The following is a 16,135-nucleotide window of genomic DNA, read 5'->3' as shown; positions in this document are numbered from 1 at the left end:
TTATGACCGAGTTTGCCGCAAAGTGTAAATCGATTTGGCCTGGATTTGGTATTGCCACAATAACTGGTATGGCAGCGCTATTTTTAAGTGAGCATTATGGCGCGCCCGCCATGCTGTTCGCGCTACTACTGGGTATGGCAATCTCATTTTTGTATCAGGCCGATGGGGTGTGCAAATGCGGCATTGATTTCACTGCCAGCACCTTGTTGCGTGCGGGTGTTGTGTTACTTGGTTTGCGTATCGCCTTGGGCGATTTAGTGGTGCTAGGTTGGCAAACCGCAGCCATGCTGGCTTTTGCCATTTTCTCAACCATAGTGTTGGGCGTGGTAATGGCAAAAAGCGTAGGAATGCAAAAGCGCTTTGGCGCATTAACTGGCGGCTCGGTAGCTATTTGCGGGGCCTCTGCGGCATTAGCGATATCGACTATTTTGCCTGCTGGTAAAAACCATGAGCGGGATACCTTGCTTACGGTAATTGGTGTAACGGCCATGTCGACTATCGCTATGATTGTTTACCCGATTATCGCGGGTCAGCTAAACATGAACGATACCGAAGCCGGTATTTTTCTAGGCGGCACTATTCACGATGTGGCGCAAGTAGTAGGCGCTGGATATTCAGTGTCTGAAGACGCGGGCGATATGGCAACGTTAACTAAGTTAGTTCGCGTTGCCATGTTGTTGCCTGTTGTTATGATCATGATGGTGATAGTAAAACGTGCGCACAGTAGCGTGCAGGATTTAGATGGCGAGATGCCTAAGCTACCCTTGTTTTTAGTGGGTTTTGTGGCTCTTATGCTATTAAATAGTTTTGTTACTCTACCTGAAGTGGTTATCGATTCAGGTTCACAGATATCACGATTTTTCCTTGTGGTATCAATCACAGCCATTGGTATGAAATCAAACTTAGGTAAGCTGGCTGAAGTGGGCATGTTACCTATTGTACTTATCGTGACGGAAACCCTCTGGATAGCTTTACTCATTTTAGGTTATCTGTTTTTGAGTTAGCTGTTCTTGAGCTAGTTCTTGAGTTAATTTTTCGACAAAAATGCACTCGTAAAGGAGGCAATGCGTGCCTATCTCAAACAAATCTAAGCAGGATGTGAGCACGCATTCTGAATCATCAGACCAACAGCCATTAGCGAACGAAATCGGCATCCATGCCTTATACGCCGAAAATCCTATCGCCGCAGACGAACACGTATTCGGGCGTAAAACCGATGGCTTAACACGACGAGGTTTCTTATCAGGATTCAAAACCCTCTCGTTGTTACTAGGCGCGGAAATTGTTTATGGGCGGTTTATGCCTGCAGGGCTTATTCCCGCTGCATTAGCACAAACAGAAACGCCTTTTAGCATTGAAGGTAAAGATGGTTTAGTGGTGCTAAACGACAGGCCCATTAACGCCGAAACACCCGCGCATTTACTTGACGATAAGGTTACGCCTGCGTCTAAATTATTTGTGCGTAATAACGGTATTGTGCCTGAAATAACCCCTACTGATTTTGATGAAAACGCGTGGACACTCACTATTGAAGGTGAGTCGGCAGCAACATCACGCACTTTCACGTTAAGTGAGCTTAAAGCCAATTTTAAACATTACACCTATCAACTTACCCTTGAGTGTGGTGGTAATGGCCGTGCTGAATATTCGCCTGCGGCCAGCGGGAATCAATGGACTACCGGCGCGGTAGGCTGCCCGTCATGGACAGGGGTACGTTTAAAAGACGTACTCAACGCAGTAGGTATCAAAGATGATGCGGTCTACATTGGTTATTACGGTGAAGATTTACATTTAAGCCGCACACCCGGCAAAGCGGCTATTTCCCGTGGCGTACCTATAAGCAAAGCGCTAGAAGATGAATCATTAATTGCTTTTGAAATGAATGGCGAACCGCTACCGCTAATGAACGGCTTTCCTATGCGGTTAATGTTTGGCGGTTGGCCTGCTTCTACCTCGGGTAAGTGGCTGTCTAAAATTGTTATTAGAGACAGGGTTCACGATGGCGCGAAAATGGGAGGCAATGCTTATCGCGTGCCGTGCAAGCCTGTTGCACCGGGGACGAGCGTGCCAGAAGACGAAATGTGCATTATTGAAGCTATGCCGGTGAAATCCTTAATTACCCATCCTAAGTCAGGTGCCGAGCATAGCCAAGGCAAAGCCTTGGCGGTACGGGGGCATGCATGGAGCGGCGAAGCCTCGATAGCCAAGGTTTTTACTTCCATTGACTTTGGACAAACGTGGCAACAAAGCACCCTAACTAAGCCAGTGAACCGCCATGCGTGGCAGCATTTCAATACCGATATTGGTTTTAAACAAGCTGGATATTACGAAATTTGGGCGCGAGCTGAAGATGCAAATGGCCGCTCTCAGCCAATGGTACTGCCTGGTTGGAACCCTAAAGGCTACCTTAACAATGCGTGTCATCGTGTTGCGGTAAAGGTGGTGTAGCCAATGAACAGGCTGACAAGCGCGCTAATGCTATCGGTGTTATGTATAACATCACTAGCAACGCTAGCTAACGAACATAAGTTGAATCCTGCGACAGGGCTTATTGATGCCACGGGGCATAACATGGTGGCTGCACATTGTACGGCTTGTCATTCCGCAAAGCTTATTTCGCAAAATCAAATGAGTCGGGAACGCTGGCTTGAGACGATACGTTGGATGCAAAGCACGCAAAAGTTATGGCCCCTAGGTGATGCTGAACCGGTCATTTTAGATTATCTAACTACATGGTATGGGCCCAAAACACAAAGCCGCCGTGCCCCCATTCCGGCCCATTTAATGCCGAAAGAATCCGACTAATCTTATCGCAGTTAACAACTAAAACACCTAGATGACAAATATAAAAAACGGGAGCCTAGGCTCCCGTTTTTAATGCTTGTACTGTAATTGCTTATTTTAGGCTTACGTAGAGCTAACTTAAGCCAAGATAGGCCAAGGTAAGCACTAGCCCGTTAGCCCTGCAATCATGCACTATGGGCACGCAATGTCTGACACTGCCGCATCATCGCTAGAAGCATTCGCTTCGAAGCGTACATTAGACACCAATAGTGACGCCGAGGCGTTAGCGTTAAGCGCAAATGGTGAGAAAAGCTCAGCAAATGACGCGCCTGCTTCTACGAAACAGCGTGAAGGAATAACAAGCGTTTGCCATTCGTTTGAATTCGCCGCGAAGCTATTTAACGGCAACGACACACCGCAATCACTGCTACTACAACCAATAGACACACTAAGGTTATCTAGGCCTTCTGCTAATTTCACATCAAGCATAAGTGCCGATCCATCTTCACTGTAATCACGCATATCTTCAGGGAAGGGTGAATAGAAGCCTACAGTCGCTTGGTCAGTAAACGTTAGCGATAGGCTATCTTCTTGCACCATGCGGTCAGTGGTACGTACACTTGCGCCTTCAGATTCCACCGTATTGCTTGCTACAGTAGTATCACCCGAGGCGTCTTTAATTATTAACTGCCAGGGCTTTTGTGTAGAAAGTACGTAAATATCATGAGCAGGTAACGGTGCGTTCGCATCAACGCCAGTTGATTCAGACAGCGGCGCTTCGATAGGATCAGACTCGCCGAATGCTAAACCATAACCGTAAGCAAATTGTGCAGTATTGCCATCATCTTTATTCACAATTTGGGTCGGCGTTGCTGGCCATGAAAATGACAATTTACCGTGCATAGGGTAGTTAATGTCACCATTTTGCTTGGTGAACAATACATCGGCAACACCTTGGCCTTCAGAGCCAGGTAACCAGGCTACTACAAATGCATCACTGGCGTTAATTTCTGGGTTTACCCACAATGGGCGACCGGTAATGAAAACCGATACCACAGGAATACCTTGGGCTTGGAAGGATTTCAACAGCGCAAGATCTGACTTGTCGCCACGTTGATATTCAACATTTGAAATATCGCCATTGCCTTCAGCATAAGGGTTTTCACCAAATACGATAATCGCCACATCAGGTTTGCTGTCTGTTGAACCTTGTGCATCAAACGCTGTTCCTTCAAATAGCGTAGCGGTTCCGCCAGCTGAGTTAACCGCTTGCTCAATACCCTCAAAAATAGAGGTGGCGCCTGGGAAATCACTATTTTGGTTACCCGTGCCTTGCCACGTTATAGTCCAGCCGCCTGATTGCTTGCCAATATTATGGGCAGCATCACCCGCTACCACTACGTTCATATCAGGTGCTAGTGGTAGTAATTTATCTTGGTTTTTAAGCATCACTAAAGACTTACGAACCGCAGCGCGAGCAATATCGCGATGAGCTTGCGCACCGATAATCTCGCTATTGCCTGATAACGCACGGTTAGCCGGAGAAGGTTGCTCAAACAAGCCCATGCGCACCTTAACCCGCAATACGCGGCGTACCGCATCGTCTAAACGAGACTGTGGTATAACCCCAGATTTAACCTGTGCAATGGTGTTTTCATACAAAGGTTTCCAAGCACTGGTAGGCACCATAAAGACATCAAGCCCAGCATTCATAGCCTGAGGGCAGCTTTCGTTAGTACAGCCTTCAATTTGACCATGACCGTTCCAGTCACCCACGATGAAGCCGTCAAAACCCATTTTGTCTTTTAGCACATCAGTAAGTAAATATTTGCTGCCGTGAATTTTCTTGCCATGCCAGCTGTTGAACGATGCCATAACCGATTGTGAGCCAGCATTTAAGCCTTCAACGTAGCCTTGTGCGTGAATGCGAAATAAGGTTTCTTCGTCGGCAATGTTGTTACCTTGATCGTCACCACCTTGCGTACCGCCATCACCAATAAAGTGTTTAACTGTTGAGATAACATGACTATCGTCAATGCTGCCACTGGCAATATCGCCTTGCATGCCAGATACAATAGCTTTGGCATAAGCGCCTACAATGGCAGGGTCTTCTGAATAGCTTTCATAAGTTCTACCCCAGCGATCATCACGGGCTACCGCAACAGTTGGCGCGAATATCCAATCAATGCCAGTCGCACGTACTTCTTTGGCAGTCGCTTCGGCAATTTGAGTGATAATGGCTGGGTCGTTCATCGCACCCAAGCCAATGTTGTGTGGAAATAAGGTAGCGCCAATAACATTGTTGTGACCATGTACCGCATCGGTTCCCCACATGGTAGGAATGGTACTGCCATCAATAGAATCGTCTATTGATGCTTGATACATGGCATCCGCAATGGCAATCCAATCTTGAGGTGTGGCATGTTTATCATTATTGGGAAATGCACCACCGCCATTTAAGTACGAACCAAACCCGTAGGTACGCATGTCTTCAAGGGTAACATCGCGAATTTCAGGCTGTATAGTTTGCGCCACTTTTTGCTCAAGGGTCATAGTCGCTAAAATAGCGTCTACTTTTTCTTCTACCGCTTCGCTATTTTCTGTACTAAAGGTAATTTCAGGCCAAAAGTCGGGTACTGTATTGTTAACGGTTTGCTCAGCGTTAGCCTTGGCGCTAGCATCGTCCTTGGCTGGCTGACAACCCGCCATGACCAATGCTGCGGCAATTAATGAATATGTACTTAGTTTCATAAAAATCCCTTGTTTATTTGTGGCTAGCAGCCAAGTTAACGGTAGCACCACGAAGCCCGTAATAAGCAATATATAAATAGCAAATAACCGGCAATAAGAAAGAAAGTTGAACACCCACGTTGTCAGCAATAACACCTTGCAGCAGCGGTACAATAGCACCGCCAACTATGGCTAAACACAACATACCAGAGGCTTGTGCTGTTTTTTGGCCTAGGCCCTTTAATGCCAAGCTGAAAATGGTGGGGAACATAATAGAGTTGCAAAGCCCTACCGCTAAAATTGACCACATGGCGATATTACCGCTGCTGCATACCGAAACAATTATAAGTGTGCATGAGGCAAATGAATTGACGGCGAGCAGTTTACCCGCGGCCACTTTCTGCATTACCGCGGCACCAATGAAACGCCCTACCATAGCGCCACCCCAATAATAGGCGATGTACTTAGATGCTTGGCTTTCGCTCATGCCTTTAATGCTGTCTAGCCCAAAGTAGTTGACTAAAAAGCTGCCAATCGCAACTTCAGCACCTACATACAAAAATAAACCTAGGGCACCCAATGACAGGTGGCGATGTTTTAATAAACCGGTATCTGTCGTGGTAGCGACATCCATTTCACTGTGCGTAGGTGAGGGAAGCTTCACTTTAACCATAACCACAGCCATGGCCACTAATACAGCGGCTAATGTTAAATAGGGAAGGACTACCGCATTTGCATCTACTGCTGCGTTTTCCATTCCTTCATGGGCACCAAATAATACGATGCCACCAATAATTGGCGCGACTGTAGTACCCAACGAGTTAAACCCTTGGGTCATGGTGAGTCGACTAGAGGCGGTATCTGGGTTACCCATAATGGTAACCAACGGGTTTGCAGCCACTTGCAAAATAGTGATACCTGAAGCTAATACAAACAATGCGCCTAAGAACATCCAGTACTGGGTAAAAAGCGCGGAAGGAATAAACAGCACGCAGCCCACTGCTGCTGTGATTAACCCCACACCAATGCCTTTTTGATAACCAGTCGCACTGACTAACTTTCCGGCTGGAATAGAAATAAGAAAGTAGGCGCCAAAGAAGCACGATTGCACCAGCATAGCTTGAGTATAAGAAAGCGAGAATAACGCTTTCAAATGGGGTATTAGAATGTCGTTAAGTGCAGTAATAAAACCCCACATAAAAAATAACGACGTTAACGTAGCGAGTGCAAGTTGACTGGTGGTTGTAGATCCAGCCGTAGTTTTTATAGTTTGATTCATAGGTAACGCCCTGAATTCACTTGTTAGTAAACGAAATTTCGTGTTCGCATTTGGCTTGTTGGTTACTTTGCGTTAACGAATTGGTTCGGTATTTGTTAACACTTTGTTGGTCAGTATAGGGTGCGAAAATGAAAATGCAAGCGCTTACATTATTTGATTGTATGCGTTTACATTTTTATTTAAATATTACAAATACCTGCTGTGTTCTCCCGCCTTTTTAATAGTTTGACGTTGCATAGTTAATATTATTTACCATTAGCGCTTGCTTTTTCTCTTCAAATAAATAAGATCAAATGCAAATTGTTATCATTTGCATTATTGATTAAAAAGTTAATTAAATGACTCATACTTACACTGTCACTTTGCTATTAGCGAGCACGCTACTGCCAACATACGCCCTAGCCGACGCCGAGGCGCCGGTTGAACGCGTAGTGGTAACGGGAACACGTACACCCAAGCTTTTAGGTGCATCACCGGTAAAAATCGATGTGGTAGATAAAGCGGAAATTTCCAGGCTTAGCAAGGGAACGCTAAGGCAAGTGTTGGAGGTGATGCCCGGTGTGGTAGTTCGGCGCAGCCAAAAAGACGGCTACAACGTACAGCTGAATGGGTTTAACGGCGACCATGTGTTGGTGTTAATTAACGGACAGCCAGTTATCTCTCCTACAGGCTCTTCAGTCGACTTAGATCAGATTAGCGTTGCCAACATTCGACAGATTGAAATTGTACGCGGCGCAGCATCGGTTCTTTACGGTAGTTCAGCCATGGGGGGCGTTATTAACATTATTACTGATGTGCCAGAAGGCTCACAGTTATCCGCCGACTATGAACTTTCTCACTATAGTGATGATGGGCTCGACAGCGATACCCTAGGGCACACGGCTAAGGTTAGTGCGGCTAGAGCGATAAAGCACTGGCAGCTAGGATTGACCGCACAGCATATTACGAACCCCGGCTTCGATTATGACCCTGATACCGTGTCTCAAGATGGTGGTGCGGTAGATAAATCTTTTGTGCAATTTTCCTTAACAACCCAGATCAGAGAACTTGATGTTAGCTACAAAGGCCAATGGCTAGATGAACAGAAAGACAAACCCCAGTCCTCTATTCCAGGGCAAGCTAGCATTATTAGTTATGTGTCTAGCGTTACCCAGTGGCAGCACGATATAAAATTTGCTCAACAGCAGAATTGGCATATTAATGGGCGCTATTTGTCTCACGATGAACAAAGCGGTAATACCAATGGACTGCGCCAAACCGATATTCAATTAGCGGAAATTGAAGCCCAGAAAATTCTATCTTTGGGCGAGGTTGAGTGGGTAGGGGGCTTGGTAGCCCATGCTGATAACTTAGATCAGCAAAATGTGGCAACGGGAACAGTAGAAGTTGACGACGTTAGCCGAGAAAGCACCGAAGCTTACCTGCAGGCCAATTGGCAGCAAAACGACACCCAAGCCTTGCTGGGCTTTCGAGTACAAAATGACTCTGATTTTGGTTGGCATACGGCGGCAAAGCTCAGTGGTAGTCAAAACTGGAAACTTGATGAAACCACACTACAAGTGCGTGGCGGCGGTGGTACAAGTTATCGAGTACCTAATTTAAAAGAGCGTTACTACGTGTTCGATCACAGCAACTTAGGCTACATGGTATTGGGCAATGAAGACCTTGTGCCAGAAACGGCGCTAAGTGCCAATGTAGGATTGAATGGGCGATTAACTCCGAAACAAAGTCGATGGTGGTATCAGGCGGATATCGATTTTCATTACACAGAAGCAGAAGACTTTATTACCACCGCGGTAGATGTAGAAGCATCACAAGAGGCCGGACTTGATATCTCTATGTACGAAAACCTCGATGAAGCCACGCTTTACGGTGCTGATTTGAGCGTAAGCGCGCAAAACGATAACTGGCAGTGGCAACTTAACTATAGCTACTTACATGCCGAAGATGGTGATTCTGAGCGCTTGCCCGAACGGCCTACTCATTTAGTGAAAGCCTCAGTGACCTACCAATTTGATAAAAGTGATACCAGCGTTCAATTGTATGGCGTGCATGAAAACGACGTCTCTCCCACCTCTGGTTACACCGTGACCGCTAAAGACAGCTACACCACCTTAAATGCCGTGGTGCAGCATGACTTTTCTCGCCATTGGCAAACCCGCTTGGGGGTTGAAAACCTTACCGATGAACATCGCTCACCAGATTCACTCGCGGTGGGGGCTTTTGATGCTCGTCCTATTTCAGCTCGCCGGGTTTATTTGGGCGTGAGTTACCAATACTAATTCTTCTGTGAAGACCCAGTCTTTAAGAACAAGAGCTTTAAGGATAAAGACATTAAGAACAAATACCTAAAGACAGAAAGACCTAAAAAATAAAAGAAACCAATAAGAGAAATAAGTATAGGCGCCGTTTAATCGATTAATAACAACGGCTAAAAAAACAACTTAACAAGGAACATACACATGAATAAAACTTACTTAGCATTATTACTTGCTATGACATTGGGGCTTGCCGCTTGCGGTGGTTCTGATAGTAGCGATCCAATTGTTGAAACACCTGATCAAAGTGGTGAAGATAGTGGTGATGAAGTAGATGACGGCTCGGGTGATGAAGGCGAAACCAGTAATGAAGTGGCTACAATTTATGGGCCGTACAGCACAGGTAGTACATCTGAACCGGTTGCCGTGTATTTTGATTTAGATACACAAACCCAGGTTACTCTTACCGAAGAAGAAGCCGCGAGCGACACCACTTGGGATATCGGCTTTAAACGTACTTCGGTATTTTTAAACACAGCACAAGAGACCCCGGTAAGCATCTACTTTACTGACAACAATAGTGATTTTTACGACGAAAATGGCGCAGCTGTGGCAGATCTATTTCTAAATGCTACCGCTGACAGCGAACTTGATGACTATTTAGCCGTAACGACGAGCGACATGCCAGATTCCGACGCTTTTTCTACCGATACCGAGTCTGCCGTTATTGGCGATACTTTTTATAATTATGATACTACTACCCATGTAGTGACCGCGGCTAGCGATACTTACTACGTGGTTTCATCAGATGAAAACTATACCAAATTCCATGTGACTGACATTGTGACTGAAGGGCGTGGTATCGGCGAAATTACATTGGGCGTCATGCATCAAAGTGTACTCGATGGGCAAACCACGTTTGCAGAAGAGGTATCGCTAAGCGTTAATGCAGTAGGGTGTACTTCGCCAATCTACATCGATTTCGATTTGCAGCAAGAAGTAACAGAAACCGATGCATGGGATATCACTATCCCTTGTGCAGATGAAGCGGGCGAATTTGCCCTGTCTATTGCCGATGATGCAACCGTACTTCGCACCGATGCTGAGACTTATGCAGGCATAGATACTGAAGCCGCTGCATTTTATGGTTTCAGTGCTGAAACCGTCAGTGACTATGCGTTTACCGCTAACAACTGGTACTACTATGACAGCACTAGCCACTTATTGTACTCACAGTTCGGGGTATACCTGATATCGGCAGGTGATAGCGTATTTAAATTCCAAATTACTAGCTACTACGATGAAGACGGTACGTCAGGCGCTTATAGCTTCCGCGCCGATCCCGTTGCCGAGGAGTAATTAATGGAGAAAACCAAATTACCCAGCTTAATCAGCACGAAAAAGGTGCTACATATGTTAAGCGTGATAAGTGTATTTTGGTGTTTAGGTAGTGGCGGCGCGTATGCTGCCGCTACGTTCTCAGCACCTTCAGAGCTTTCCGTACTTTCAGCACTCTCAGCACTCTCAGCATCCACAGTACCCACAGCCACTTCACCACCGATGGCTGACAACCTTCAGCAATCTGAAACGCCCCGAATTATTGCTGCGGGCGGTAGTGTAACGGAAATTATTTACGCGCTAGGGCGGGGGGATTGGGTGGTGGCAACAGACAGCACAAGTATGTTTCCCGGCGCGGCGACTGAGGTTCCAAAACTAGGCTATTTTCGTCAACTGAGTACAGAAGGCGTGCTTGCCCAGCAACCTTCTCTGCTATTAGGGGCAAGTGCTACAGGCCCAGAACCCATGTTAGAGCAAGTTGCCAAAGCAGGGGTTGATGTACACGTTTATCATGTCTCAAAAGACATAGACGGTTTAAGCGAGATGATACTTGATATTGGTCACAGAGTGTCGGCGGTAGAGAAAGCCGAGCAGCTTGTTACTGACTTACATCGTCAAGTGGACGTTCAGCAAGTGCAATATTCCGAAGCAATAGCGTCTTACGCGAGTACAGGTTACCCCAACACCATTAATGCGCTTTTCGTGGTAGCGAATAATGATAGAGGCATTACCGTGGCAGGGGCCAAAACTGTACCGCAAGCACTGTTTGATACCTTGGGTATGACCAATATTGCAAGCGACCTCAATGGCTACAAACTGATGGATGCCGAGTCAGTGCTTATGCGAAATCCCGATGTCGTGTTTGCAGCAGGCCATATGTTGCATGGCGAAAATGCTCTGAATTCTCTGTGTTCACACCATGCTATTGCCGCAACATTTGCGGGCCAACATTGTTTGGTAAAAGCAATGGATAGCAGTATTGGTCTAGGATTGTCCCCCCGTTTTGCGATTGCGCTAAAAGCCGTTGCTGAACATGGCTTGCGTGCTTTATCTATCAAAGCGGCAGATACCCCAATGCAAGAACCGATTAGCTCCCAGTCTGCAATTCAAAATGGTGTTATTCAAGAGCAGGCTATTCAAGAAAGTATTGCTAAAAGCCCTATTGCAGAAAGTACGGGCGTAGATAACAGCACAAAGACAGACACTCAGGATATGGGAAGATTCGAGTGACAGTGTCTACCTCAACCCACGGCTCTGCCACTAGTTCGCCGCTGGTCAAAGGGTCGCCGACAAAGCCCCCGGTGACAAATAACCCGCTGCCTGAAAAGACGCAGAAAAATAATGTATCAGCCGTCATGGTAGGCCTACTTTCAACAAGAGCAAGGCGCAATCGGCATGGCCTAACACTTCTTGGTGCACTGTTGCTACTAAGCGCTTACATAGGCGTTGTGAGTGGCAGCTTATCGATTAATGTAGGGGAGTTGTTGTGGCATGAACTCTCTCAGTTAACAGGGCCGTTTTTTTCTCAAGGGGCTTCTATTGAGGAAAGCGGCGTTAATCGCGAGGCAACGCCACTTGGCGTTTCAACTACATTTAATAGTACGCATTGGTACGTACTTACTGAACTGCGACTACCACGGGTTATTATGACCTTATTTATTGGGGCGCTATTGGCAGTGTCAGGTTGTGCTATGCAGGGCTTGGTGAGAAACCCATTGGCGGATCCAGGTTTAATCGGTATTGCCGGTGGCGCCGCGGCTGCAGCAGCAGTCAGCATGGCTATAGTGCCGCCACTCGTACCCGCGCTTGCCTCTGTTTGGGTAGCACTTTGGGCATTTGGCGGAGCGTTATTGTCCGTATGGACCGTGTTACGTTTTGCTAATAGTACGCAAGGTGTCTCGGTGGCTACGCTAATACTTGCAGGGGTAGCAATAAATGCTTTCACCGGCACCATTATTGGTGCTATTAGCTATGTGGCAAGCGACGATGCACTTCGCCAAATCACCTATTGGACTATGGGCAGTTTAGCAGGCGCTAGTTGGACCTTATGCGCGCTGGTAGCGGCGGCCGGTATTATCGCTATTACAGGTTTAATGATGTCTCGTAATGCGCTTAATTTATTAGCCTTAGGTGAAAACGAAGCGGCTTATATGGGCCTGAATGTAGCGCGATATAAACACGTTATATTGTGGTTGGTGGCATTTGCTGTCGCCTTAGCAACAGCCCTATGTGGCATTATCGGCTTTGTGGGTTTAGTTGTGCCGCACATGTGTCGCACATTATTTGGCGTTAATCACAACGTACTCATCCCAGCTTGTGCATTAATGGGGGCACTGTTGTTGACGGTTGCCGATACGTTGGCTCGAACATTATTCACTCCAATGGAAATTCCTATAGGTATTGTTACATCCGCCATAGGGGCACCTTTCTTCTTGTATCTGTTATGGCAGCAAAAAGGGGTATTTAATGGCTCGTTTTAATCAAGTTCAAACGCAGAGACATGAAACCCTACTCACCCTTATTAATGTCGATGTTATCAGGGGAAAACGACAGCTATTGTGCAGCCTTAATCTTATCTTTAATGCGGGTGAATTTATTGCCCTTGCGGGAGAAAACGGCTGCGGGAAATCATCCCTGCTTACTGTGCTAGGCGGCCTAGCGCCGCTTGATAAAGGCACGCTTTTATTTAACGGTGTGCCTCTAAGTGAAATAGGTTTGCGAAAGCTTGCAAACTATCGCGCGGTCATGGCGCAAAGTGCGTCTACCCCTTTTGGCTTTGTAGTAGATGAAATATTGCAGTTAGCGCGTCATCACATTATTGAGTCGCCTGAGAATCGCAATCACATTATCGGCAAGGTTGCCGAGCAGTTTGACATTACTCACTTGTTGTCGCGAAATATTCAAACCTTGTCAGGAGGAGAGCGACAAAGGGTATTTTTAAGCAAAGCAATATTGCAGTTACTACCGGTAAACCCAAAGGACAGCTTAGTTGGAAAGTTGTTGCTGCTTGATGAGCCAACCTCTGCACTAGACCTACGTCATCAAAAGTTGGTGATGCAGCAATTGGTCAGTCTTAGTAAACAGGGGCTTTGCATAATTTGTGTGAGTCACGATCTTAATTTGATTTCACCTTATTGCAGCAGAATGATTTTACTGGCTGAGCAGGGGTGTATAGCCGATGATAGGCCTGAAAATGCGCTAACCATAGAAACACTAGCACGCTGCTATCACACCCAATTAAACCTTATTCGTAACCAAGAGCACGATGTGTTTGTTACACATTAATTTAAAAAGACGGAGTTTCTTATGAGCATGCAAGATATTGCATTTTCAGCAAAACAATTAAGCCGAACTCACCACAGTGGTGTGCTAGGAACCCATTCAACGTCAATGCCAGGATATCCCTTTGGCTCGGTTGTTCCTTATTACCTTACGCCCGCCGGTGATGCCATTATCTACATTAGTGATATTGCCCTGCACACTCGTAATATTAAAGCGAACGATAAAGTCAGTTTAACCATATTCGATGCTGCTGAAGATGATTCTCAAGCCAATGGTCGTGTGACTATTATGGGCAACGCTGAACTCGCTAACAAAGCGGATGTGAAAGCACAGTATCTAAGATTGTTTCCACAGGCTAAGGGTTATGAACAAACCCATGACTTTAACTTTTATGTTATCCGCGCTGAGCGAGTGCGATTTATCGGCGGGTTCGGGAAAATCCACTGGATAGATAAAGCATACTGGCAGGTTGAAGAGCAAGAGTGGCATAAGTCGCCAGACGGTATGATCACGCATATGAATGAAGATCATCAAGATGCCATGCAGTTAATTTTACAGCATAAAATCGGCGTGAATATTGAGCATCCTATTATGCACAGTGCATTTCCAGAAGGTATGCATTGTGGTAGCGAGGAAGCGACCTGGTTCATTCCATTTGAATCCATTTGTGCAAGCTCCACCGATGTTCGAAAAGCCCTTGTCAAACTGACTAACGATGCACGCACGGCATTGAACATACCCAAAGCGAGCTAAAAGATTCGCGCTATTAAAACGTCGTGTTCCTTTGTCGCGCAAGTGCTAGACATTCTACTTTTATTGGAAACCCAGCGAAGTGCTTAGCTGGGTGTCCTTCTGTGAATAAAATGTAAAATTCTTCCCTGTTACTCCTTATCTCTATATGAAAGCGCTTACATAAAATGCTACACTTTGTTCCATATAACCGGCTTTGTACATAAGTTGCCAATAGCGCATCTTATATAAAGCGCTAATACACCTTGGATTCGCACAATCTAAGTATTGTTAGTGCCTGTGATAAGCATTTTTTATCGTCTGTTATAGACAGGCGCTGATACACACATTCGAATAAGGTTTTGTACACATGAAAATTTTAGCCCAACCTGGCTCTCCCTTTATGCAATCAAATTTCACTATGGGGGTTGCGACATCGTCATTTCAAATAGAGGGCGATGCAGACAACAGAGAGCCAAGCATTTGGGATACGTTTTGCAATACACCTGGAAAGATTGCCGATGGCAGTCATGGCCTAGTGGCATGTGATCATGTAAACCGTTTGGAAGAAGATTTAGGCATTATTGACTCGCTAAATGTAGACGCTTATCGATTTTCCATTAGCTGGCCACGAATTATTAAAAAAGATGGTTCGGTTAATCAACAAGGGCTCGATTTCTACCTTGCCTTGCTAGCCAAGCTAAAGCAAAACAACATAAAGCCATACGTCACTCTATATCACTGGGATTTACCTCAGTATTTAGAAGATGAAGGAGGCTGGTTAAATAGAAAAACGGCCTATGCCTTTGCCGAATATGTGGATGTGGTGAGTAAAGCTTTTGGTGATAAGGTTTTCTCATATGCCACCTTAAACGAACCCTTTTGTAGTGCTTATTTAGGGTATGAAGTAGGCATTCATGCTCCAGGGAAAGTGGGTAAAGAGTTTGGTAAAAAAGCGATACACCATTTGTTGCTGGCCCATGGTTTAGGTATGCGCGTTCTGCGTGAAAATGTACCCAATATTGAGTCTGGCGTGGTACTTAACTTTACCCCGTTTTACCCAAACTCTAATGATGAAAAAGATATTCGTGCCACAAAATTAGCGCATGATCATCACAACGACTGGTACATTAAACCGTTAATGCATGGTTGTTACCCTGCTCTTATCGATGACATTCCAGCGGCTCACCGACCAGATATTCTCGATGGCGATATGGATATCATTTCTGAGAAAATAGATTACTTAGGTGTGAATTACTACACTCGCGCTAAAGTTACCGATGATGGCTCTGAAGATCCTTGTCAGTTGCCAGCCCCAGAGGGAAGTGAAACTACCGCAATGGGCTGGGAAGTTTACCCGCAAGGGTTAACTGATTTACTGCTACAGTTGCATAATGACTACCCACTACCACCGCTTATTATCACTGAAAATGGCTTGGCCAGTGATGATACGTTAACAAAAGATGGGGCCGTAAACGATGAGCAGCGTATTCGATATCTAACCACTCACTTGCAGGCGGTAGCTGATGCAATGGAAGCAGGGGTTAATATAACAGGCTATTTTGTTTGGAGCTTGTTAGATAATTTTGAATGGGCGCTGGGTTACGAGAAACGCTTCGGTATTATTTACGTTGATTACGATACGCAAAAACGAACGCTAAAAGCCAGTGCACTAAGACTACAACAATTGCTAGAAGAAAGACGAAAAGCGTTAAACGCAGCTTGATAGGTGCGC

12 protein-coding genes are annotated in these 16,135 nt (G+C 45.7%); 10 read left to right on the top strand and 2 right to left on the bottom strand.

The window, feature by feature from the left end:
- Positions 1 to 2 precede the first annotated feature (2 nt).
- The 3 genes from ALT761_RS18790 to ALT761_RS18780 all read left to right on the top strand — a co-directional run bounded on the left by ALT761_RS18790 (position 3) and on the right by ALT761_RS18780 (position 2,805).
- Positions 3 to 1,004: a YeiH family protein gene (locus tag ALT761_RS18790; protein WP_129740325.1), complete on the top strand. Its 1,002-nt coding sequence runs from the start codon at positions 3 to 5 to the stop codon at positions 1,002 to 1,004.
- A 94-nt stretch (positions 1,005 to 1,098) separates the two neighbouring features.
- Positions 1,099 to 2,448 (top strand): sulfite oxidase, encoded by a 1,350-nt coding sequence (locus ALT761_RS18785; protein ID WP_172602948.1) that lies wholly within the window; start codon positions 1,099 to 1,101, stop codon positions 2,446 to 2,448.
- Between the two features lie 3 nt (positions 2,449 to 2,451).
- Positions 2,452 to 2,805: a hypothetical protein gene (locus ALT761_RS18780; RefSeq protein ID WP_129740323.1), complete on the top strand. Its 354-nt coding sequence runs from the start codon at positions 2,452 to 2,454 to the stop codon at positions 2,803 to 2,805.
- Positions 2,806 to 2,976: 171 nt separating this feature from the next.
- On the opposite strand, the gene ALT761_RS18775 is transcribed toward ALT761_RS18780, so the two are convergent.
- Positions 2,977 to 5,535 carry a glycoside hydrolase family 3 protein gene (locus ALT761_RS18775; RefSeq protein ID WP_129740322.1) on the bottom strand — a complete coding sequence of 853 codons (2,559 nt, stop codon included), beginning with the start codon at positions 5,533 to 5,535 and terminating at the stop codon, positions 2,977 to 2,979.
- Between the two features lie 13 nt (positions 5,536 to 5,548).
- On the bottom strand, positions 5,549 to 6,793 hold the full coding sequence (locus ALT761_RS18770) for a sugar MFS transporter (RefSeq protein WP_129740321.1): 1,245 nt from the start codon (positions 6,791 to 6,793) through the stop codon (positions 5,549 to 5,551).
- Positions 6,794 to 7,131: 338 nt separating this feature from the next.
- Between ALT761_RS18770 and ALT761_RS18765 the strand changes: the two genes are divergently transcribed.
- The 7 genes from ALT761_RS18765 to ALT761_RS18735 all read left to right on the top strand — a co-directional run bounded on the left by ALT761_RS18765 (position 7,132) and on the right by ALT761_RS18735 (position 16,126).
- A complete protein-coding gene (locus ALT761_RS18765) occupies positions 7,132 to 9,075 on the top strand; it encodes a TonB-dependent receptor plug domain-containing protein (protein ID WP_129740320.1) in 1,944 nt (647 codons plus the stop codon).
- Positions 9,076 to 9,255: 180 nt separating this feature from the next.
- On the top strand, positions 9,256 to 10,410 hold the full coding sequence (locus ALT761_RS18760; RefSeq protein ID WP_129740319.1) for an HmuY family protein: 1,155 nt from the start codon (positions 9,256 to 9,258) through the stop codon (positions 10,408 to 10,410).
- Between the two features lie 3 nt (positions 10,411 to 10,413).
- Positions 10,414 to 11,619 carry a heme/hemin ABC transporter substrate-binding protein gene (locus ALT761_RS18755; RefSeq protein WP_129740318.1) on the top strand — a complete coding sequence of 402 codons (1,206 nt, stop codon included), beginning with the start codon at positions 10,414 to 10,416 and terminating at the stop codon, positions 11,617 to 11,619.
- Entirely contained in the window at positions 11,616 to 12,869 is a 1,254-nt protein-coding gene (locus tag ALT761_RS18750; RefSeq protein WP_442858132.1) for a FecCD family ABC transporter permease, read from the top strand. Before ALT761_RS18755 ends, ALT761_RS18750 begins: the two co-directional genes overlap by 4 nt.
- On the top strand, positions 12,856 to 13,674 hold the full coding sequence (locus tag ALT761_RS18745; protein WP_129740317.1) for an ATP-binding cassette domain-containing protein: 819 nt from the start codon (positions 12,856 to 12,858) through the stop codon (positions 13,672 to 13,674). The genes ALT761_RS18750 and ALT761_RS18745 overlap by 14 nt, the downstream gene beginning before the upstream one ends.
- A 21-nt stretch (positions 13,675 to 13,695) precedes the next feature.
- A complete protein-coding gene (locus tag ALT761_RS18740; protein ID WP_129740316.1) occupies positions 13,696 to 14,424 on the top strand; it encodes a HugZ family pyridoxamine 5'-phosphate oxidase in 729 nt (242 codons plus the stop codon).
- A 346-nt stretch (positions 14,425 to 14,770) separates the two neighbouring features.
- Positions 14,771 to 16,126, top strand: coding sequence for a GH1 family beta-glucosidase (locus ALT761_RS18735; protein WP_129740315.1), 1,356 nt, complete (start codon positions 14,771 to 14,773; stop codon positions 16,124 to 16,126).
- The last annotated feature ends 9 nt before the right edge of the window (positions 16,127 to 16,135 follow it).

Source organism: Alteromonas sp. 76-1, assembly GCF_900654235.1.
In the GTDB taxonomy this organism is placed as follows: Bacteria; Pseudomonadota; Gammaproteobacteria; order Enterobacterales; family Alteromonadaceae; genus Alteromonas; species Alteromonas naphthalenivorans.
The sequence above is the reverse complement of the archived record's forward strand: the minus strand, read 5'-3'. Positions and strand labels throughout refer to the sequence as shown.

Bases quoted from the DNA above. Each gene is read 5' to 3' on its own strand.
- ALT761_RS18745 (WP_129740317.1), top strand. From the start codon at position 12,856: ATGGCTCGTTTTAATCAAGTTCAAACGCAGAGACATGAAACCCTACTC.
- ALT761_RS18770 (WP_129740321.1), bottom strand. From the start codon at position 6,793: ATGAATCAAACTATAAAAACTACGGCTGGATCTACAACCACCAGTCAA.
- ALT761_RS18760 (WP_129740319.1), top strand. From the start codon at position 9,256: ATGAATAAAACTTACTTAGCATTATTACTTGCTATGACATTGGGGCTT.
- ALT761_RS18755 (WP_129740318.1), top strand. From the start codon at position 10,414: ATGGAGAAAACCAAATTACCCAGCTTAATCAGCACGAAAAAGGTGCTA.
- ALT761_RS18765 (WP_129740320.1), top strand. From the start codon at position 7,132: ATGACTCATACTTACACTGTCACTTTGCTATTAGCGAGCACGCTACTG.
- ALT761_RS18735 (WP_129740315.1), top strand. From the start codon at position 14,771: ATGAAAATTTTAGCCCAACCTGGCTCTCCCTTTATGCAATCAAATTTC.
- ALT761_RS18775 (WP_129740322.1), bottom strand. From the start codon at position 5,535: ATGAAACTAAGTACATATTCATTAATTGCCGCAGCATTGGTCATGGCG.
- ALT761_RS18790 (WP_129740325.1), top strand. From the start codon at position 3: ATGACCGAGTTTGCCGCAAAGTGTAAATCGATTTGGCCTGGATTTGGT.
- ALT761_RS18740 (WP_129740316.1), top strand. From the start codon at position 13,696: ATGAGCATGCAAGATATTGCATTTTCAGCAAAACAATTAAGCCGAACT.
- ALT761_RS18780 (WP_129740323.1), top strand. From the start codon at position 2,452: ATGAACAGGCTGACAAGCGCGCTAATGCTATCGGTGTTATGTATAACA.